Annotated in this window: 17 protein-coding genes; 9 read left to right on the forward strand and 8 right to left on the reverse strand. The window is 40.5% G+C overall.

Annotated elements, in window-relative coordinates; all coding sequences use genetic code 11:
• Nucleotides 1–84: 84 nt before the first annotated feature.
• On the forward strand, nt 85–1,884 hold the full coding sequence (locus tag BGP78_RS18320) for an FAD-dependent oxidoreductase (RefSeq protein ID WP_119862738.1): 1,800 nt from the start codon (nt 85–87) through the stop codon (nt 1,882–1,884).
• A gap of 67 nt (nt 1,885–1,951) precedes the next feature.
• Here BGP78_RS18320 and BGP78_RS18325 read toward each other — a convergent pair whose 3' ends face one another.
• Together BGP78_RS18325 and BGP78_RS18330 are read right to left on the reverse strand one after the other, a co-directional pair.
• Entirely contained in the window at nt 1,952–2,758 is an 807-nt protein-coding gene (locus BGP78_RS18325) for a DUF2145 domain-containing protein (RefSeq protein ID WP_119862739.1), read from the reverse strand.
• A gap of 26 nt (nt 2,759–2,784) precedes the next feature.
• Nucleotides 2,785–3,135 (reverse strand): hypothetical protein, encoded by a 351-nt coding sequence (locus BGP78_RS18330; RefSeq protein WP_119862740.1) that lies wholly within the window; start codon nt 3,133–3,135, stop codon nt 2,785–2,787.
• Nucleotides 3,136–3,265: 130 nt separating this feature from the next.
• On the opposite strand from BGP78_RS18330, the gene BGP78_RS18335 reads away from it, so the two are divergent.
• The 4 genes from BGP78_RS18335 (at nt 3,266) to BGP78_RS18350 (ending at nt 6,615) form a co-directional block, all read left to right on the forward strand.
• On the forward strand, nt 3,266–4,009 hold the full coding sequence (locus BGP78_RS18335) for a helix-turn-helix transcriptional regulator (protein ID WP_119862802.1): 744 nt from the start codon (nt 3,266–3,268) through the stop codon (nt 4,007–4,009).
• Nucleotides 4,002–5,378, forward strand: coding sequence for a carboxylesterase (locus tag BGP78_RS18340; RefSeq protein ID WP_182912326.1), 1,377 nt, complete (start codon nt 4,002–4,004; stop codon nt 5,376–5,378). Before BGP78_RS18335 ends, BGP78_RS18340 begins: the two co-directional genes overlap by 8 nt.
• Before the next feature lie 133 nt (nt 5,379–5,511).
• Nucleotides 5,512–5,934 carry an inner membrane protein YiaA gene (gene yiaA / locus BGP78_RS18345; protein ID WP_119862742.1) on the forward strand — a complete coding sequence of 141 codons (423 nt, stop codon included), beginning with the start codon at nt 5,512–5,514 and terminating at the stop codon, nt 5,932–5,934.
• Nucleotides 5,935–6,099: 165 nt separating this feature from the next.
• Nucleotides 6,100–6,615: a DUF2141 domain-containing protein gene (locus BGP78_RS18350; protein WP_119862743.1), complete on the forward strand. Its 516-nt coding sequence runs from the start codon at nt 6,100–6,102 to the stop codon at nt 6,613–6,615.
• 152 nt (nt 6,616–6,767) lie between these two features.
• On the opposite strand, the gene BGP78_RS18355 is transcribed toward BGP78_RS18350, so the two are convergent.
• On the reverse strand, nt 6,768–7,424 hold the full coding sequence (locus tag BGP78_RS18355) for a hypothetical protein (RefSeq protein WP_119862744.1): 657 nt from the start codon (nt 7,422–7,424) through the stop codon (nt 6,768–6,770).
• Nucleotides 7,425–7,844: 420 nt separating this feature from the next.
• The gene (locus BGP78_RS18360; RefSeq protein WP_119862745.1) at nt 7,845–9,701 is read right to left on the reverse strand and encodes a S8 family peptidase; all 1,857 of its coding nucleotides are present in this window, start codon (nt 9,699–9,701) and stop codon (nt 7,845–7,847) included.
• A 333-nt stretch (nt 9,702–10,034) separates the two neighbouring features.
• On the opposite strand from BGP78_RS18360, the gene BGP78_RS18365 reads away from it, so the two are divergent.
• On the forward strand, nt 10,035–12,314 hold the full coding sequence (locus BGP78_RS18365; RefSeq protein WP_119862746.1) for an aminotransferase class V-fold PLP-dependent enzyme: 2,280 nt from the start codon (nt 10,035–10,037) through the stop codon (nt 12,312–12,314).
• A gap of 94 nt (nt 12,315–12,408) precedes the next feature.
• Here the strand turns inward: BGP78_RS18365 and BGP78_RS18370 are convergent, their stop codons facing one another.
• Nucleotides 12,409–12,819, reverse strand: coding sequence for a hypothetical protein (locus BGP78_RS18370; protein WP_119862747.1), 411 nt, complete (start codon nt 12,817–12,819; stop codon nt 12,409–12,411).
• 515 nt (nt 12,820–13,334) lie between these two features.
• Between BGP78_RS18370 and BGP78_RS23060 the strand changes: the two genes are divergently transcribed.
• On the forward strand, nt 13,335–13,430 hold the full coding sequence (locus BGP78_RS23060) for a hypothetical protein (protein WP_404936057.1): 96 nt from the start codon (nt 13,335–13,337) through the stop codon (nt 13,428–13,430).
• A 66-nt stretch (nt 13,431–13,496) separates the two neighbouring features.
• Here BGP78_RS23060 and BGP78_RS18380 read toward each other — a convergent pair whose 3' ends face one another.
• Nucleotides 13,497–15,380, reverse strand: a complete 1,884-nt coding sequence (locus BGP78_RS18380) for a methyl-accepting chemotaxis protein (protein WP_119862749.1) — start codon at nt 15,378–15,380, stop codon at nt 13,497–13,499.
• Nucleotides 15,381–15,468: 88 nt separating this feature from the next.
• On the opposite strand from BGP78_RS18380, the gene BGP78_RS18385 reads away from it, so the two are divergent.
• Both BGP78_RS18385 and BGP78_RS18390 read left to right on the forward strand, forming a co-directional pair.
• Complete coding sequence (locus tag BGP78_RS18385) at nt 15,469–16,626, forward strand: porin (RefSeq protein ID WP_119862750.1); 1,158 nt, start codon at nt 15,469–15,471, stop codon at nt 16,624–16,626.
• A 38-nt stretch (nt 16,627–16,664) separates the two neighbouring features.
• Entirely contained in the window at nt 16,665–17,432 is a 768-nt protein-coding gene (locus BGP78_RS18390) for an ABC transporter substrate-binding protein (RefSeq protein ID WP_259386375.1), read from the forward strand.
• Between the two features lie 37 nt (nt 17,433–17,469).
• On the opposite strand, the gene BGP78_RS18395 is transcribed toward BGP78_RS18390, so the two are convergent.
• Both BGP78_RS18395 and BGP78_RS18400 read right to left on the reverse strand, forming a co-directional pair.
• Nucleotides 17,470–17,916, reverse strand: coding sequence for a winged helix-turn-helix domain-containing protein (locus tag BGP78_RS18395; protein ID WP_259386377.1), 447 nt, complete (start codon nt 17,914–17,916; stop codon nt 17,470–17,472).
• A 184-nt stretch (nt 17,917–18,100) separates the two neighbouring features.
• A complete protein-coding gene (locus BGP78_RS18400) occupies nt 18,101–18,376 on the reverse strand; it encodes a SelT/SelW/SelH family protein (RefSeq protein ID WP_119862753.1) in 276 nt (91 codons plus the stop codon).
• Between the last annotated feature and the right edge of the window lie 755 nt (nt 18,377–19,131).

The following is a 19,131-nucleotide window of genomic DNA, read 5'->3' on the forward strand; positions in this document are numbered from 1 at the left end:
AAAGAAATATAAGTTAGTGTGCGCGCCAGTTGTTATTCATGGTGTGGGTCATCTAGCTATTTTGCCTATGAAGGAATAAATAACATGCAAAGTGAAGAAAATAAGATCCAAAAATTAGTCAACACATTAAGCGAGCATTTAGAGCGCTCAGCCATACCTGAAAGCCCAGACCCACAGCAACAACGAAACCAAATACAAGCTGTGTTTGCCAATACAGTGAATAACTTCCAGTTGTTTTATCAGCAAGCCTTAGAGCGCGGGTTTAGTAAACAACGTTTGCTGAGCCAAACGCACAATGGGCTGAGTAATGTGGCAGGGCTCAATAATTATCAAACTGAGGCGATGGTGTTTAATACGCGTTTTCAAGCGCACCCATTTGCTATTGCATTATGTGAGTCAACCGAAGAGGTACAGTTAATTTATAAGCTTGCGATAAAACATAACTTACCAGTGAGAGTGCGCTCCGGTGGACATGACCATGAGGGAGAGTGTAGCGGCAGCAATACCATTTTGATTGATGTCAGTCGTATTAAGCAATTCAGTTATGATAACGACACTGAAGTCGCGACCATTGGTGCAGGGTATCGTTTTTATCAATTGACCCCCGCACTGGCTGATTTGGGTCGAATGATTGCCCACGGAACCTGTGCGACGGTCGGGCTCACAGGGTTTATTCAAGGAGGAGGTTGGGGCCCTTGGACTCGTAAGTATGGGATGTGTTGTGAATATTTAATGGGCGCAACGGTGGTGCTTGGCGATGGTGAAATTGCGCAGGTAAGTGAAAACAACCAGAGTGAAATACTGTGGGCCTTGCGCGGCGGTGGCGGTATGAGTTGGGGCATTGTCACCGAGCTGCAAGTGAAAACATTTGCCTTACCGGATGAAATACACCGCTTTGAAATCACTTGGAATAAACTGACGAAAAAAGACCCTAATACTGAAGAGTGTGTGCCTTTACAAGATTGCCCGACCATCGATATTTTAACTACTTGGGAGGAAGCCATAAAATCAACCGAAGCCCCTTATTTACTTGGTACCAATCTGAAAATAAATGCGATTGCAAAAATTCCCTATTCAGAGCTTGCGCAACTGTATCACCCTTGTACGATGTTTGGTTATTGGGAGGGTACCAAAGAGGCATTAGATAGTTATATTCACACCACGTTTGTGGATCCTATGCAGGGGAGACCATTAATTAGCTCTGCTAAAGTAGGTGGAAGAAGGTTGATCAGTAATCAAAGCAATGGCTCACAATACGAATACGATCATGCATTGCTCAGCCACTGGGCCCGAGAGAGCATTGCCGACCATAGCACATTGCTTCATTCTATTTTAGGACAACACGGGCAGGGGTTTGTACCTGACTATGATGCGCCAGCCCCACATAAAATAACCTCTAAGCTGGTTGAACCCACAGGGTTGAAAACGTCTGGTTATGAACAATTATTAGCAACGCTGACGTCTGATTTAATTCAAAGCGAAAATAATGGGCTCGGCTTATTTAGTTATGTCACTTTAGGTGCAATTACTGGCGACTATTATCAGCAACGAGATGAGAACACGGCATCGCTCGGCGTTGCATTTCCTTATCAAGATTGCTTATATACGATTCAATATCAAACTTGGTGGAATGAAGAACTTAAAGATAAGATTGAGCAACAAAATAATGCTGTGTATGTTGATACCAATCGCGCGATGGATTGGATCGCAGAGAGTCGTAGTACTGAAATAGAGGGGGCTTATGGCGCATTTATTAGCTTCAAAGATGCCTCTATTCCAACCCCTGTGTATTTTCAGCAAAATTATGAACGACTGGTGATGATTAAGAAAGAGTATATTCACGACCAATATAATCATTTACGCACGCGTAAAACGATTATTTAGTGCGAAGAATGCACCTCCCTTTCATAGTATAAATCTATCACTCTATGAAAGGGGTAGTTAAATGCTCTCATGATGATGGTAGTAAGGGTACTGTTTTTTTCTGCTCAAAAATCACGGCGCTGTCTAATAAATCGTATTCTTTTAAATAGTTAGCAATACTCGTGAAGCTAGCCGTGGCAACTTTTTTAGGATGGTCATCGGTACTGAGCCCATCAGCAAACCAATTTCCTAAAGCAAGTTTAAATCTGCTTACTGCCACCGGCTGTGCTTTGAAGTAGGCAGTGGTATTTACTTTGAGCTTTGCCATATTATCCGTTTGGTATATAGCTGCGTTTATTACGTTCAATGTGTGCTCTGTGCAATTTTGATATTGGTTGTTAAATGGGTTAGCGATGAGTGAGTAATTGGGGTTATGGACTGTTTTGTTTTGTCCATTGATAATCGCTCTGATTAGTTTTTGTTGTAACGCTGGTGTTGGGATCACAATACCCGCCTTTAGTGCATGGACTCCCCAGAAGAAATCGACGGGGTAATCGGTGACTAATTGACTTACATTGGCATTGTCGTCTTGTTGATATAAATTATGAATAGCATAACCATTTACCTTTTTGCCATCCTCTAGTTCTATTTGTGAGTAGATGGCAATGGCTGTATGGGTAAATTGAAAACCTTGTGGTAACTCACTCTTTGGTTGTCCTAAACGGCCAATTATAAAAGCACGAGCACCTTGCTCAGCAGCGTAGTGTTCAACACTTTTGGCAAATGAAGCTATTTTTTCAGTGGTAAATTGAGGTGCTCGATGTTGTTCACTCCCTGCTTGTGTAAAGAGAGAATAGCTAAGCATAGCGCATGAAATCGTGACTTTTTTATACATATAACCTCCAAAAATACAACGATAGATCATTCGTTTCTATCATTGATCATTTCATTCGGTGCCCTGTCTGCAGTGATAGTTATGTTCGTAATGTTCAGAGGCGTCTTTTGTTGAACTGTGCTTTGGTGAGTTTGGCCACTGGCAGCATCGAGCAAGACCTCAGCTGCAGCATACGATAATGATGCTGTGCTACCTACAATCAGTAGTGGCACCGCTACAACACCACTTGCTACTTGTGCAGATGCAACTGAACTATGCCCTAAAGCCAATGCCGAGTATTTACTGGCTTGACTGCCATGGTTTGATGCAGACTCTGCAACAACAGTTAGTGAAGAAAAAGTACACGCAAGGCCTAACATTTTTATTTGCTTGTTCATTTATATATCCCTTTAATTAAGTTGCCACTAACTTAAATGAGGGTATCAAAAAGATAAACCACTTTGCTTGATGTATTATAAAAAACAACTTAAGGTATACAAAAAATATACTTACATGGATAAGCATGGCATGAGTCAGATAGCTTTAGTCAGTGACACATTAAAGGCGGTACTCAAACAGCATAAGTTGACGTACAAAGATATTGCCGCGCATCTAGAGATGAGTGAAGCCAATATTAAGCGTATTTTTTCTAATCAAAGCTTCACGTTACAGCGCCTTGAACAGATCTGTAATTTGTTGCAAATGAGCTTATCTGACTTATTTGCCATTTCTGAGAAGCAACAAAATCAATTGACACAGCTTACATTAGAACAAGAGCAAGAGCTGATAGATAACCCAAAACTGCTTTTGGTCGCGGTATGCGCCCGAGATGCATGGGACTTTGACGACATTATAAAATATTACGACCTTGATCAATTTGAATTGATCAGACTTTTTGCGCGCTTAGATAAAATAAAGTTGATTCAATTGTTACCGAATAACCATTATAAATTGCTTATAGCGCAGGACTTTCGGTGGCTGAAGAATGGTCCACTGGAACGCTTTATGGAGCAAGAAGTACTGCATCGCTTTATGGCGAGCAAGTTTGATGAGCCTAATAGCTTTCGTTTTTATTTACGTGGTAGGTATTCACAGTCCTCTATTGAAATTATTCAACGCAAGCTTAATCAGCTCACCAAAGAGTCAGCTATTTTAAATCAGGAAGACGCAAATTTGCCTTTGCATGCGCGAAAGCATATGGGCTTGTTATTTGCGATGCGGCCATGGGAGCCGTCTTTATTTGAACAATTTAAAAGGAGTAGTGATGAATAGCCTATCTAGGGTCATGACTTTCATGGGATCTTTGCTTATGTCAGGGGGAAGTCTGGCACTTCCTCACAAAAATGTAGAAGATTGTGTATCAATTAACCAGCATGTTACGAAGGCTGAGGCTGTTGCAGAAAAAGGCCGTTATCGACAGGCTTTGACGATAACCGATGAATTTGACTTCTCAACACAAGGGGCTTTTTCAGAGTATATTGCGCATCAACGTAAAAAAATCTTAGCTGAGAACCCGAAAGCGCATTTACCGTGTCCAATAACCACGCCAATTAGCGATCAATTATACGGAGGTCGTGACCTCAAGGTGATTGATTTAATTGCACCATTTCAGGTTGAACCGCGTATGCAGGCCAAAAGTAATACGGAGAAAAAACACGATACACGCGGGGTACTATTGATCCATGGTTTAACTGATTCACCGTTCATATTTCATGATTTAGCCTCATCATTTTTAAAGCAAGGCATTACGGTACGTACTTTACTGTTACCAGGCCATGGTACTGCGCCCTCTGCTTTGGTTGATGTATCACACGCGCAGTGGCGAGCTGCCACTGAATACGGTGTGCAATCGATGCTGGAAGACTTTGACACGGTGTATTTAGGGGGCTTTTCAACAGGCGGTGCTTTATTAATTGACTATTTAAACCAGCAAAGCATTAGCTTAGAACAAAAAGCGCAGATAAAAGGCCTTATGTTATGGTCACCAGCGAGTCAAGCTAAGGCGAGTATGGCATGGGCAGCAGAATATGTGGCTTGGTTCAAAGATTATATGGATGAAAGTACAGACAGTGATTTTGCCAAATATGAATCTTTTCCATTTAATGCTGCTGCACAAATATACTCTTTGATGCAGCGTATTCAGCCTGCTAATTTAACTGATACGCCTGATATTCCTTTGTTCGTTGTAGCATCTGACGTTGATCAAACCATTGAGACAAAAAGTACCTTACGTTTGCTTGAACATTGGCATAACAAAAGCATGCGTAAAACACAGTATAAAGATACCCTGATTTACTATGCTGATAAGGCACAGCAACCGGTTTTACCTAGTTCAATCAATGTGATAAAACCTGGATTATGTACACATGGTGATTATTGTGATGCGCTTATAGGAATTGCACACACCGCGCTTACTAATGCACCAAATAATCAACACTATGGCTGGCAAGGGGTTTATCGAAACTGCGAACATGTATTTGGCACAGAGCATTATCGAACATGTAAAACGACGCAGAACCCAATGATAGGTGAAACGACAGCTCACGCATTGCAGGCTTATCCCGCAATTCAGCGTCTAACTTTCAATCCTTACTTTGATCATATGGTTGATGCGTTGGCGCGTTTTATCGCAAGTAAATAATAAAGTATAGTTTTACGATACTTTTAGGGAAGTATTATTACTCTTTTATGAGTGTGGTTGACTTATTTGTGCACAATTTTAATACTGCAGTTCTGATTTAACAGGATTTTAAATTAACAGCAGGAGTATTTTTATGAATATATATAAACCAACCAAAGCGTTTAAGTTTGCTGCAATTTTTGCTTTGTTAGTGGGTGTTTTGGGGTTTTTAGTCGGGTTAATGAATGCCACTATGCCATTAAATGAAAAAGGATATTACTTTTCAATCTTGCTATTTGGCTTGTTTTCATTTGTCTCTTTGCAAAAAACCGTGCGCGACAAAGTAGAGGGGCAAAGTATATCTAAACCATACCTAATCATGTGTTGGGTAGCCGTAATTGCTGCAATTGGGTTGCTGAGTGTGGGTTTGTATAATGCTGAACTTTTGTTAAGTGAAAAAGGTTTTTATGTAATGGCATTTCTCCTGAGCGGATTTGCCGCGATCACAGTACAAAAGAATGTTCGAGACTCAATGCTCACTGACAATGCTGAACCTACCTATATTGCTGATGAATAGTTGGGGGAGTGGTGCAACTAAGTTATTCGATTGTGTATACATCAGCTGAATTTTTAAATTGTTTTTACGCGTACAGTTTTTAACAAATTTGTTTGCTTAGAAAGCGTATTAACGTGTATTTGCTATGGTAATGTGTTTTGAGTGTAATAACGTAAAGGAAATACGATGTTTAAAATACTTGTTGCCACCTTAGCTGGGCTCACTTTATTAACGGGATGCCAGTCAACAAGCTATACCAGTGTGAATGATGAAGTGGGCCTCCCGACGCACCTTAGTGTTACTATTTCTAATGTGCAGAATACGGATGGGCAGTTAATTGTGTTGGTGCATGACAATAGCGGTGATTATCATGATGATTTGAATATTAATGATCCAAATGCCAAGTTTTACTTAAAAAAAGTGGTCACACCATCAGTACCAAACACATTGGTGGTGTTCGAAAATGTTCCCGCAGGGCGCTATGCAATTAATGTGATCCATGATGAAGACAGTGATGGAGGGTTAGATCGTATGATATTCCCATTTACTGGCATGCCGAGCGAGCCATATGCATTATCAAATAATATTTATGACCATTTTAGTAAAGGTGATTTTGATAATGCGTTAATTGATATAGCGGCACCAAACTCTCGAGTGGATTTGCGTTTAGCAACCCATTTGAAAAAAGTGGTTGGTATGTAACTGATTTAATAGGCTGGCATAGTGTTTTTTTACATGCTTGTATCTGCTCGTTACACTTAATCATATTTATTTTTTCGTTTTCAATTAAAGGTAACGTTTAATGGCGCTAAGTACTACACAGCGCCATACTTTTTTATGCCCTAGCTTTGTGCTTACTCTGTAATTATTTCTTCAATTTCTTGGTTATTGATCACTAACGTATACGAGTTATTAAATGAAGCATTACAAAATTCTACAGGTTGACCGTTAAGCTTGAGGTCGGAGGTACAATTTTGCAGGGAGTGCCAACTGCTAACCGCGCCTTTGGCCACACTTAGTGGCTTATTATTAACGGTGATAGTTTGATCCACATTAGAGAGAAAGCGAAGGGCAAAGTGATCATCTTTATTGTTAGTTTGCTGTTTTAGTAATGTGAGCATTAAACTTTTAGAATTATCTTGCCAAGCAATGACATGGTAATCTTGATCCTGCTTAACTTTATACTTAATCTGCCGATCATTCCCATTGTTATTGAGTGCTTGAGCATAGAAGCTAATCTGTCGATTCACATTATGTTCGTGCTCAATACGTTTTGGTTCCGCGTTCCTTGCAAGTGTTGCAATATAGTATTTGTCTTTAGTGGCATCTCGTTCATCACCATTTAACTCAGTGTTTGCAGTATGATATTTAACCTCATATTGTGTGGCATTAACGTAGTTATAATGGTTTTTGTTTAAATCAGAACCAAAGTTGGCTGTTTCTAAATCTTCAGATGAGCAAGCGATTAATACGCAGCTGAGTAATGGTGTTGCAAGGTGTGTGAGCTTCATATGGTTTATATCCGTTTAAATATGAATGAGCATGAGTGTCTATACCAATTGTATTAAAGGAGTAGTTGATTATTACCAGTGCTAAGCGGCTTGCTAACAAGTAGTAACGCCTATACGCGGGTATTCTGCGTCAGGTGTTGTAATACAGTTGATAGATGCGTTAGCACGGTCAAAATTTTAATCTCATTGGTGTGAATTAGTACGGTGGGCATTGTAAGGGTTTTGCGTGTAAATTCCGGTGATGAACTGTGTAAAATTGTAGCTTTATGAATAGTGAAGACAAAGATGCATGAGCGGTTAAGTCAGGTGAACTAGTCTGTTGTAGCTAGGACGCAAGATAGATTGCTTTACCTTGCAAAGCAATACAGTCAAAGGTCAGCACGGATGTGTGCTGACCTTATTTCTAAGGCATGGTACAGATTAATATTGACCCACTAAACTGACATTTGCGAAGGCTAAATAGCCTCTAAGCATAATATGATATGTACCGCCTTGACCCGAGTTTAGGCTACAGCTTTCACTGTTTCCATTTCTAAAAGGTCGACAATCATAATTGCTCGTTGTTGGTTTGGTACCTTTGCGAACGTATAAATCCGCATCACCACTACCACCTGATGTGGTAACGCTCAAATTCACATTTGCCGGTACTTCGATGGTATAAAATAGTTCTTGGTTTTGTGCGCCAGAGATATTGCTGATAGGTACACCATTATCTAAACAATTACTGCCACATCCACCTTGAGAGTCAAATGTTGCTTTTAATGAAGCACCTGAATATTGGCTATATCCATGTAACATTACATACCAATCGCCTGCGGCTGGGTTGGCAAAACTACAAGACTCAGTGTTCCCTGTTTTATAAGGGCGGCAGTTATAGCTGTTTAGGGTTGGCTGCTGACCAACTTGAACATATAAATCAGCATCACCTGTTCCACCACTTAAATCAATCGCAAGGGATGTACTGCCTGCTGGTACTGAGATTTTATACATGGTTTCTGAGCCATTTGCACCACTGGCACTGATTGCTTGGCCGTTAGTAAGCTCTGTAACAGGAGGCGGCGGCGGTGGTGGTTGAACTGTGCCTAGAGTGTAGAGTAACTCATTTGGCGATCCTGATTTGGCATCTGACACTTTATTCTTAGAGCTTCTTTGACTGAGTAGGCTGTCAATTTGCGAAGGACTTAGGCTTGGGTTTTGGTCAAGGTATAAAGCAACCGCGCCTGCAACGTGTGGAGATGCCATTGATGTACCACTGATGGTATTGGTTGCTGAGTTTGAGTTGTACCAAGCAGATTTTATACTTGAACCAGGTGCATAAATGTCAAGGCAGTTACCGTAGTTGGAGAAGCTTGAACGGCCATCACTGCTTGTGGTTGAACCAACCGTAATAGCATTGGCTGCGCGAGCAGGCGAGTAATTACAAGCGCTGCGGTTGTCATTACCCGCCGCTACAACAAAGCTAATGCCAGATGCAACGGCATTGTTTACTGCATCATCAGTGGCTTGTGATGCACCGCCGCCTAAGCTCATGTTAGCAACAGAAGGACCTGATGCGTTATTTTTAACCCAGTTTATGCCTGCAATTACGCCAGAGTTTGATCCTGAGCCGTTACAGCCAAGTACACGTACCCCAACAACATTCACGTTTTTTGCTACGCCGTAGCTGTTACCGCCCACCGTACCAGCTACGTGTGTGCCGTGACCATTACAGTCTGTGGCGTTGTTGTCATTATCGATAAAATCATAACCATGGCTCGCCCTATTACCAAATTCATTATGGCTGATCAGCACGCCAGTATCGATAACGTAGGCAGTGACTCCACTACCGTCATAATCATAATGGTAATTAGAGTTTAATGGTAAGTCCGTTTGGTCAACACGATCTAAACCCCAAATTGCATTACCTTGGTCAGCTTTGGTATCAATAAGCGGTGTCACTGACACGATTTGGTCTTGTTCTATATATTTGACATTTGGGTTTGAAAGTAAGGTGTGGATCTGCTTTTTAGATGCGTCAACTAACACGCCGTTAAGTGCAGTACCAAACTCCCTTTCGACAGTGACATTATACTGGTTACTCAGAATTTTGGTTTGTTGTGCAATATAAGCTGCCACCGCTTTTTTATCCGTTTTATCGATAATCTTTGGCGCATCAAAGACGACGATATATTTGTTATCGATGGCTTTAGCTTGGTCGACTTCTATCATTTGAGCGGCAAAAGCTTGGCTAGATAGCCCAGTTAATATTGCTAGCGTTAATGAACTTAATTTACGCATATTATTTCCTTTACATGTTGTCGTGGTTAAAAAGTAAACAAATTATTATCACGAATTGAGAATAAAACAAACACAAGGTTAACTTAAATGTAACTTTTATGGTGTTTTTTGTATTCTTATGTTTACACCTTTCCTCTTGTGCCTTTTTTAGCGGCGGTTTTTATGAATATACTCAAGCTAAAATTGGTGTGACATTTTTCTGAACTGATTAAATTTAAAACTTGAATATGATTCGGAAACTCCTTAATATTACATAAAGTAATTACTTATTCTTTTTTGTTATATAGGTCAGTGCCTATATAAATTTAGTGTTTTAAAAGTGAAGGCCTGATCATGGATAACCCTGCAGTATTGAAACAAATTTACTTAGATGCCAATGCAACGACACCTGTATTACCAAGCGCTGCAGCGGCTGCAGTGAAAATGATGGAAACAATGTTTGGTAATCCGAGCAGTAGCCATACTAGTGGGTTGCAAGCCAAACAGGTTATGGATCAGGCCAGATGCAAAGCTATGAAAGTGTTAGGCGCAGGTGCTGGGCAAGTTATTTTCACCAGTGGTGCCACCGAAGGCATTCAAACCGGTATTTTGTCTGCACTATATGCGGCCAAAGCAAGTATGAAAGCAGGACAAAGTTATTCAATTTTGTACGGCGCGACCGAGCACAAAGCGGTGCCTGAATCTCTCAAACATTGGAATCGTATTTTAGAAGTTAATGCGGCCATTAAAGCCATCCCGGTAGATGAACAGGGTAAACTTGATATGGAGTTCATTGCTAAAGAGGTCCCAGATGCACTCATGATTTGTACCATGGCTGTCAATAATGAGACGGGTGTTTACCAAGATTTATCACTCCTCGAACAGACTATTCGTACTCATAACCCTGACGTTTATTGGATGGTCGATTGTGTACAGGCATTAGGAAAAACTCACTTAGGATTAGCTGCTACGACGATAGACTATGCACCGTTTAGTGGTCACAAATTATATGGTCCTAAAGGTATTGGGTTTGTCTATATTAGAGAGGATGCCCCATTTACCCCGTTTATAGCGGGTGGTGGCCAGGAGGGGGGGTTACGCTCTGGCACTGAGAACTTGCCTGGGTTAGCCGCATTGAATGTAATTTTTGATGAGTTACTGGGACAAGGTGACGGCGCTTTTTCTTGTACTCAGGTGCTAAGTGAGTTCCGTTCTCAGTTGTCTGTAGCGCTGAAAAATGCTTTTCCTACGGTTGTATTCAATCATAACTTTGAGAATAGCGTACCCACGACATTAAACTTTGCGATCCCAGGCTTTACATCAAAAGAAATTATGGATTTATTTGATGCGGCAAATATGCGTGTAAGCTCTGGTTCTGCATGTAGCTCAAAGGTAACTCGAAGTTTTGTATTAGATGCAATGGGGTTAGCGCCTTGGCGCAGTGAATCAGCCATTAGAATGTCATTTGGCCCAGCGGTCACACAACAACAAATTGCAGATGCATGTGACAGAATACAGCATTGTGCGCAGGCCTTAGGGCATAGTTGCTTGGTCGATATTAATGGCGTCTCCCACGAAAGAGAAGAGTTAGATGGGTTATTACAACTCAAAGCAGGTGGCAGCTGTTGTTGGTTATATGCTGATCGGCAAAGTGGTAAAGCGATTGTTATTGACCCCCTAGTCGAGGTCCAGGAGCGATTATTGACGATACTTGAATGCCAAAAGTTGTCATTAGTCGCGGCTATAGACACACATGGCCACGCAGACCATGTTTCGGGTAGGGTTGGTTTAGCGCAAGCACACCTCAGTGAGCAGAATTGCGATCCTTTAGGGTGGCCAACACATTGCGCTGGTATCGCAATAAATGAAAAAGTGTTGAGTTATATCGAACTAGGTGAGCGATGTTTAGTAAAGTTGAGCACCCCTGGTCATACAGCGGATAGTATTTCGCTTGTACTATGTGATAAATCACAATTGCTCAAAGAAAAGGTGGTTCCAGAGTTTACATTTTGTGGTGATTTGATCTTAATGGGCAGCTTAGGTAGAACAAACTTCGCTACCAGTGATGCTTCAGCGATGTATTATAGCCTCAGAAACCTTGCTAAAATTACAGATAAACAAGGCTTGTTGTGCCCAAGTCATGACTATCACAATGAGTTTGTGACGACTTTTGACGCGGAGATGAGCCGTAATGCATTGCTACAGCAGGCTATTGAGGGCAATATATCATCCGCCAATTTCGTTAAAGCAAAGACATCGCTCGATTTACATATAGATGATGAACAGGGCGCTGAGATCATGTGTGGCGCCTTTGTAGAGTCTTGTCAAAAGGTGCGGGTGAGTGAATACGATAGTGTGGCGCTTGCAGAGCATATAGAGCAACATAGCGATGCCACTCTCATTGATATTCGAGAGCCGCATGAGTATGCGCTCAACCACGACCAATCCTTTTCAACAAATGTGCCTTTGACGCGTTTAGCCAACTTTATTGCGCAGCATCATACCAAGATGGACCAAGAGCTGATCTTAGTGTGTCGTAGCGGTAGTCGTTCACATGTTGCGGCGAATGCGTTAGCACGGCTGGGGTTTAAGCATGTCGGGCATCTAAAAGGTGGGTATGCGCTAAGCCATTAAGAAGTGTTTCATATTCAATGTCGAGCCAAAACGTGATGTGTTTGGGCTCGATAAGCTTTTTATAGAGACTGAAAATAAGCGGTAGGTTACTCCACTATTGGTTGGTTTCAGCCGCTTTTGAACGGTTTAGTAAGTGGTCCCAATGACTTGGGCTTAACTCAAATACTTTATCACTGCTAATATGTGTTGAGTTACAGACATCACCTTGGCCACTAACACGAACTGGCAATTGTTCCGTATATGAGCGCATTACCAAATTATATTGCTGTTGGAATACCACAGATTGAGGGTTTAGATGCCAAGTTACTGTGGTGCCTTCGCTCAGGCAATTAGCAAATGTAGAACGTTCATTATCAACTTTTAAGCGAAAATATATTGAGTGATCGCCGTCTGAGTTACCAGAACGGGTATGTACTTCACTCACAACCCCTGTTAAATCATTTTTGGCATTGGCAGCAAAAGTAGAAGTTGCTAACAATACCAGTGAACATAATTTAAGACGCATTCTTATTCCTTTATATTATTATTTTACCTTAGGCTATAGTCTACTTAATTTATACCGTGTTGTAGAGTCTCAGTATGTAATATCATCATTTCGGCTATTAAAAAAACTTTAATCGTATCGTTATGCGCGCTGTGTATCGATGATTAATACAGAGGCGCTTTTGCACTTATCCCGTTAGTAGGTGGGCTTGTGAAGGGGGGCTATACTGTCGTATTTTGTATTGCATATGTCGAAAGAGCAGTCGCTTTATGATAAACCTTGCGTGGTGCACTGATCATCTGAACTTCAGTTTAACGATTAAGCCAAGCCAAAACACAGCGTAGTGTTTAGGTATAGAATGTTGTAATGCGCATTGTTCTGGTCCATGCTTTATATACTTTAATTAAACCTTTCAGTTATATGAAATGGCTTTTTCAAAACAAAACCGGTCAGATATACTCACACCAACGATAGAACAACCTTGCATTCGTCATTGCTGTTTGGATAGTCATGAGCGATGTATAGGCTGCTTTAGAATGCTAGACGAAATATTGTCATGGCACACATACAGTGAACGAGAAAAAGAGGCCGTATTGGTAAAGTGTAGGAGCCGTCAAAAAGGTAACAAATGACGATGTGTTTATCAGCTATTATTAATAAACACATCGTGGTGCACTAACAGTGCTGGATGTTAGAGTTTATAAAGTGAACTTTGATAGCAGACCTTCCTGCTCGTGTGCATGATTTGCCAGTTGACCACTTGCGGTAAACTGTTTATCAGCAAAACTTCCTACCTCTACACTGATATCATTAATATGGCTGGTATTTTTGTTTATTTCTTCAATTACCACACTTTGCTCTTCAATTGCCGTGGCAATTTGAATATTTCGGTCCATTATCTCTTTTACAGATTCTGATATATCACTCAGCATAAGCGTAGCTTGTTCGGTTTGTTCAACACAAGACTGTGTTTTTTCTCTACTGGCTCCCATTGCATTTTGAACTTGGCTAGAAGAGACTTGAATTTGGCCAATCATAGACTTAATTTCTGTTGTCGATTCTTGGGTTTTTGATGCCAGAGATCGTACCTCATCAGCCACAACAGCAAAGCCTCGGCCTTGTTCCCCTGCACGGGCTGCTTCTATCGCAGCATTGAGCGCGAGTAAGTTAGTTTGCTCGGCAATACCATTAATAACAGAGAGAATATTTTCTATACTTTTGCTGTATTCAGCCAATTGTGTACTCAATTCATGTGACTTTGATATTTCATCAGCTAAGTCAGTAATATGTGAGCGGGCGAGATTGAATACATCTTGCCCCTGTTCCGTTTTTTCGTTTACTTGTGTAATTGATGTTGCAGCTTGCTGCGCACTGCTGGCGATTTCTGAAGACGTTGTGCTCATTTCGTGCATAGCCGTTGCTAGGCTTTCAATTAAACTGACTTGCTGATCTAATCTTTGTGTTGATTGTGTTGACAGCTCTTTGGCTTCATCACTACTACTTACAACCAAATCAGCACGATCTTTAACGCTTTTTACTAATAACTGTAAAGACTCCAAAAAGCGGTTAAATTGCCTTGCGACTGTTCCGCACTCATCTTTATTGATAATTTCTAAACGGCGTGTTAAATCTCCGCCCCCACTGGCCATGGTTGTGATTGTTTGTTCTAGATCTCGTAGTGGTTTGAGCAAATGAATAGCCAGACTTCTCATCAGTATCGCCCCGAATAAAATGGCGAGTACAGCGATCACCAAGGAGTTTATGGTGATATCGGTTAAGGTGCTGTACACGAGTGATTTGTCCATTAACACTGCAAGATACCAATTGGTGCCAAACGCGTTTTGTAACTCATGCAGGTAAAATATCTTCTTACCGTCTTGGGTATCAATTTCGATCAGTTCATCGATATTATTTGTGGTAAGGCCTGGGTATAAGCTGCTAACGTTTTTGCCATTGTAATCACTTTCTTGATGCGAAATGATAGTACCATTTCGGTCTACGATAAACGCATAGCCGGTGTTATCAAAGTTTACTGCATTCACGGTTTTCGCAATGGTATCTAAGCTTAAATCACCACCAATTACGCCAGAAAAACCTGCTGCCGTGTTAATTGGGGATACCACTGAAAGTAATAAATCTCCGGTTGCTGCATCTGTATAAGGACTAGTAAATACCGTTGTTTTTTTGTCTTTAGCTAGCTGATACCAAGGCCGCTGTTTAAAATCAACGCCTGGAGGGTTTTGTCGATTGGGGTTATTTGAACGCAAACCCATTTCCGTTTCTAAAGTACCAAATGCGAGTAAAAAAGAACTGCTGAAATAGGGGGTATTAAGTGCATTCTGAAACTTTAGAGTACTAAAATCCTGCTCTAGTTGGCTTTTAACCAAATCTATTTGATTTGCCTTAGAGGCTAACCAATTATCAATACTAATGGACAGTAAGGCGGCATTGTCAGTCACATAAGCACGCGTTTTATTTTTCATCGAATCACTCACGAACCAGTAAGTGGATAAGGTGGTCACGCAAATGATGATTAAAATGACGAGCGCAGAAGCAACGGAAAACTTAGTACGGATTTTCATTATAATTTCTACCGCTAGTTAAAAAACACTCAAGTGTCTAAAGTGTTGACTATAATTCTGTTATTCGCAACCCTAAACTGTGAACAATATGAAAACTTTCAAACGCTCATTTCTTACGTCTAGCCTACTCTCGGTGTTATTTTTTAGCACGTGCGGGTTGGCTTCTGAACCAGTAACAATGGCTGATATACGTGCATTAGAGGCGCAACTGACTGAACTGAAAGCCCGCCTTATGTCACAGCAGGCATCGGAAAAACTGGTAGACAGTCCGCCTCGACAACCAACTATCGTTGAGGGTACAGAAAATCAGGCAAAACCTACATTGCAAAAAGATGTACGTGTTTACGCAACAGTGCGTCCCACTCTTGGTATATTAGATGATCAGGGAACCAGTAATATTGATGTAAGAGATGCCTTATCACATGCAGGCATACAAGCGATGTATGAGTTCCAACATGGGTGGACGGCGGAATTACATGGTGAATGGAGTATCGATTTATCAAACGAAGGTAATTTTGGACGATCTCGGCGAGCTTACACTGCGCTATCTACGCCTTTTGGGCGTTTTGGTATTGGTAAGCAGCGGCCTGCTCAGTATTTATTTATTGCTGAGTACGTTGATATATTTAATCATGGCGCCAGTCCATTTGCATATGATCCTGAAAGCATTTTTTTCGTTGATAACCTTGTAACTTACCGATATGAAACAGGACCACTCACATTTATTGCTGTAGGGAAATTTGATGGTGAAGCGGGGGATAACCAAGCAGATCTAATTAATACAGGGCTAAGTTATGATAATAATGGCTTACATGCTGCTGTCACATACCAGCATCATACTGATTATGAAGAAGATCAACTACAGGGTGATAGTACACTATGGTCTGGTGCGCTCGCGTACCAATTTAACAATGGCTTTTACGCTGCCGTTGCATACCAAGGTAGGGAATATGATTATTTAAGTGGTGATCGCGATGGACATACTTTTGATTTATCAATGGCTTATAAGTTATCACAACACTATAAAGTTAAAACAGGGTATTTCAATTTTGATGACGGCCACACTCAATCGGATCCCAGGAACCAAAGTTTTGATGGATACAATCTGACCTTAGAATGGCTGCCTGTTGATTCTTTACGCTTGCATGTAGAGTATTTAATGAAATCATTTGAAAATAACAATGACTTTGACTCAATTTCTATAGGGTTTAGATATGACTTCAGCACTAAATGGCAGTATGAGTAATGATAGCTAGGGTTACGCTGTACATATGGATTTGTTTTTTGTGGTTGTTTAACACCCACAGTTTTGGCCAAGTTGAGAAAAGTCCAAAGCTGCAAAAGGTAACTATTTTAGTTGATGATAGTTACCCGCCTTATTCATATCTAAGTGATGGTAGCTTATATGGTATTTACGTTGATTTGGTCAAACAAGCGGCATATTTGCTTAGGGACACCTATAAAATTGACTTACAGCCAGTACCATGGAAAAGAGGGGTCGCGGCTTTAGAGCAAGGAGAGGCTTTTGCTTTGATGCCCCCCTACATACACATGAAGAAAAGGCCTTTCATTTGGCCTTACTCTGTTGCGTTACAAGAAGAAGTTGTTGTCGCATTTTGTAATAAAGGCTTTACTTTAATGGATGTTCTTTCAAGAGCTGTCACTGATCCCCCCGTAAATGTTGGCCTTAATACTGGATTTATGATTTTAGATGAGGCACTTATGGAAGCGCAGAAACGGGGTAAAATAAAGGTATGGGAAAATAAAAATACAAAAGCAAATATTTTGAAATTGGGGAAAAAGCGCATTGATTGTTATATTAATGATAGGCTATCGACGCTGATAGGAATAAACAATATGAAGCGCTCTCACCCTGACATTGACACTGGTAGCTTTGTAGAAGATAAAACAATATTACGGCGCACGGCACATATAGGATATTTAAAAGAGGGGAATGATAAATTTCCTTTCAAAAACGATTTTATTAATAAAATGGACGACGCACTGTCAACAATACTCGAAAGACAGGAAGATGGCGTGGGGTTAGAATGACAATAGGGGCGGCGTTATAGGTCAGTTTGGCCACCTATTAGTAACCAAACTTTTTTTGTATCTTACCTAGCGCACGTTTAAACCAAGGCGCATTTGGTGATGAGGTTTCGCTAGAGGCGGCGCTGTCTGCGTTTTGTACTATTGTTTTATTGGGTGATGCTACCGGTGTTGGGGTGTCACCTTGTTTGGCTACTTGCTCTAGCGGTAGTTGCCATTGGTACCCCTTTCTTGAGAAGGTTTTGACCGCATCATCACCAAACAATGCGCGTAAGTGCCCAATGCTTTGAAATACCATTTGATCAGATACTTTTTTTTCAGGCCATACTTTTTGCAGCAGCTCGGCTTTGTTATGAATTTTTTCTGTATCAAGCAGCAATATTGCGAGCATTTGTGCATGTTTTTCTTTTATTGAGAACTTCTTCCCTGAGTTAAAGAGAATGAGGTTGTCGCAATCAAACTCAAAGTCATTAAATTTATATATCATGAAAATTATCATACCCTGTTGGGCACGTACCCTTTTTTATTTTTTTTCAGCATAACATATTCATTACAAAATCGGGATGTAAACGTGAAAAGTAATTATATTAGCGCTTAACGATATTTTATATTGTTTTATAAATACAACTAAAACAATACTACATTAGTATTCAATTAATACTTTATACCTACTAACTATCAATATGTCCAAGCATTCTATTCGGGTCTAATTGGTCTCGAACTCGGCGCTTCAGTATTTTTGCTTCAGGGAATCCATCGTCTTGTTCGCGGCACCAAATCAAGGTTTCATTGTAATAGATCTTAAATGTCCCTTTAGTTGAAGGAGCCAAAGCTACCTCCGCTATGTCATCTGAGAAAGTTGAGAGTAGCTCTTGAGCGAGCCAAGCACTGCGAAGCAGCCATTGGCACAATACGCAATAGTGAATAGTTATTTTGGGTTTATGCATCAATAAATACCTATAGATTATTATGTTTTTATCAAAAGATTGACTGACGGTGAATATGCTTTTTTTAGTTAAATTAGCCAGATGAACGTACAATACCAGAAAAGGTATTATCTATGTGATTTCTTCACTAACTAGACGGTCGCCGCATATAGAAGATAAAGGCTGGTGGCCTTTTTTAAGTTTACCCTTGATTTAAGATAAACAGCTACAGCCTTATATTAATCTAATTCGTTATTCGCGAATTCAAATCCGAAGTACACCACTCGCTAAATTAGACAATTTTGCGTTGTCGCACAATCCATCGACTATGATCGTTAACATTGGATAAGTTATACGTAAGATTAGGCCTAGAATTTGGGCTGCGACGCGTGTAGATGCAGTTTTTATGTTAGCTAATGCTTTACTTTATTGTTTAATATTTGTTTTTTGATCTTGAAAAAGAGCGTAAGTGTTTCCATATCACATAGGTAAGCTGGTAAAAGGTAATTTGGGCGCTTAAATTGTGCTTTGGGGTTTTTGTATTTTTTAGTTGCGCTGGCGAATTAAGGGTGATAGTATTCTCCTCTTGGTTTTATAACCATGTGTAATGTCCTTTCTTACCCTGATCCAGTAAGCCAGCATTAAAAAAACGAAGCTGAATTATTGTACGGCGACCAAAAGCAAGACTCGAAATCTCGTTGCTAAAGTAAAGTCCTCTTAAACATGTTTAACATGTCGGAATATCGTCAAAACTGTAGTTAAGCTTATACTAAATT

This window comes from Pseudoalteromonas sp. MSK9-3 (genome assembly GCF_003590335.1).
Taxonomy (GTDB): Bacteria; Pseudomonadota; Gammaproteobacteria; order Enterobacterales; family Alteromonadaceae; genus Pseudoalteromonas.

Bases quoted from the DNA above. Each gene is read 5' to 3' on its own strand.
- BGP78_RS18320 (WP_119862738.1), top strand. From the start codon at position 85: ATGCAAAGTGAAGAAAATAAGATCCAAAAATTAGTCAACACATTAAGC.
- BGP78_RS18325 (WP_119862739.1), bottom strand. From the start codon at position 2,758: ATGTATAAAAAAGTCACGATTTCATGCGCTATGCTTAGCTATTCTCTC.
- BGP78_RS18330 (WP_119862740.1), bottom strand. From the start codon at position 3,135: ATGAACAAGCAAATAAAAATGTTAGGCCTTGCGTGTACTTTTTCTTCA.
- BGP78_RS18335 (WP_119862802.1), top strand. From the start codon at position 3,266: ATGAGTCAGATAGCTTTAGTCAGTGACACATTAAAGGCGGTACTCAAA.
- BGP78_RS18340 (WP_182912326.1), top strand. From the start codon at position 4,002: ATGAATAGCCTATCTAGGGTCATGACTTTCATGGGATCTTTGCTTATG.
- yiaA (WP_119862742.1), top strand. From the start codon at position 5,512: ATGAATATATATAAACCAACCAAAGCGTTTAAGTTTGCTGCAATTTTT.
- BGP78_RS18350 (WP_119862743.1), top strand. From the start codon at position 6,100: ATGTTTAAAATACTTGTTGCCACCTTAGCTGGGCTCACTTTATTAACG.
- BGP78_RS18355 (WP_119862744.1), bottom strand. From the start codon at position 7,424: ATGAAGCTCACACACCTTGCAACACCATTACTCAGCTGCGTATTAATC.
- BGP78_RS18360 (WP_119862745.1), bottom strand. From the start codon at position 9,701: ATGCGTAAATTAAGTTCATTAACGCTAGCAATATTAACTGGGCTATCT.
- BGP78_RS18365 (WP_119862746.1), top strand. From the start codon at position 10,035: ATGGATAACCCTGCAGTATTGAAACAAATTTACTTAGATGCCAATGCA.
- BGP78_RS18370 (WP_119862747.1), bottom strand. From the start codon at position 12,819: ATGCGTCTTAAATTATGTTCACTGGTATTGTTAGCAACTTCTACTTTT.
- BGP78_RS23060 (WP_404936057.1), top strand. From the start codon at position 13,335: ATGCTAGACGAAATATTGTCATGGCACACATACAGTGAACGAGAAAAA.
- BGP78_RS18380 (WP_119862749.1), bottom strand. From the start codon at position 15,380: ATGAAAATCCGTACTAAGTTTTCCGTTGCTTCTGCGCTCGTCATTTTA.
- BGP78_RS18385 (WP_119862750.1), top strand. From the start codon at position 15,469: ATGAAAACTTTCAAACGCTCATTTCTTACGTCTAGCCTACTCTCGGTG.
- BGP78_RS18395 (WP_259386377.1), bottom strand. From the start codon at position 17,916: ATGATATATAAATTTAATGACTTTGAGTTTGATTGCGACAACCTCATT.
- BGP78_RS18400 (WP_119862753.1), bottom strand. From the start codon at position 18,376: ATGCATAAACCCAAAATAACTATTCACTATTGCGTATTGTGCCAATGG.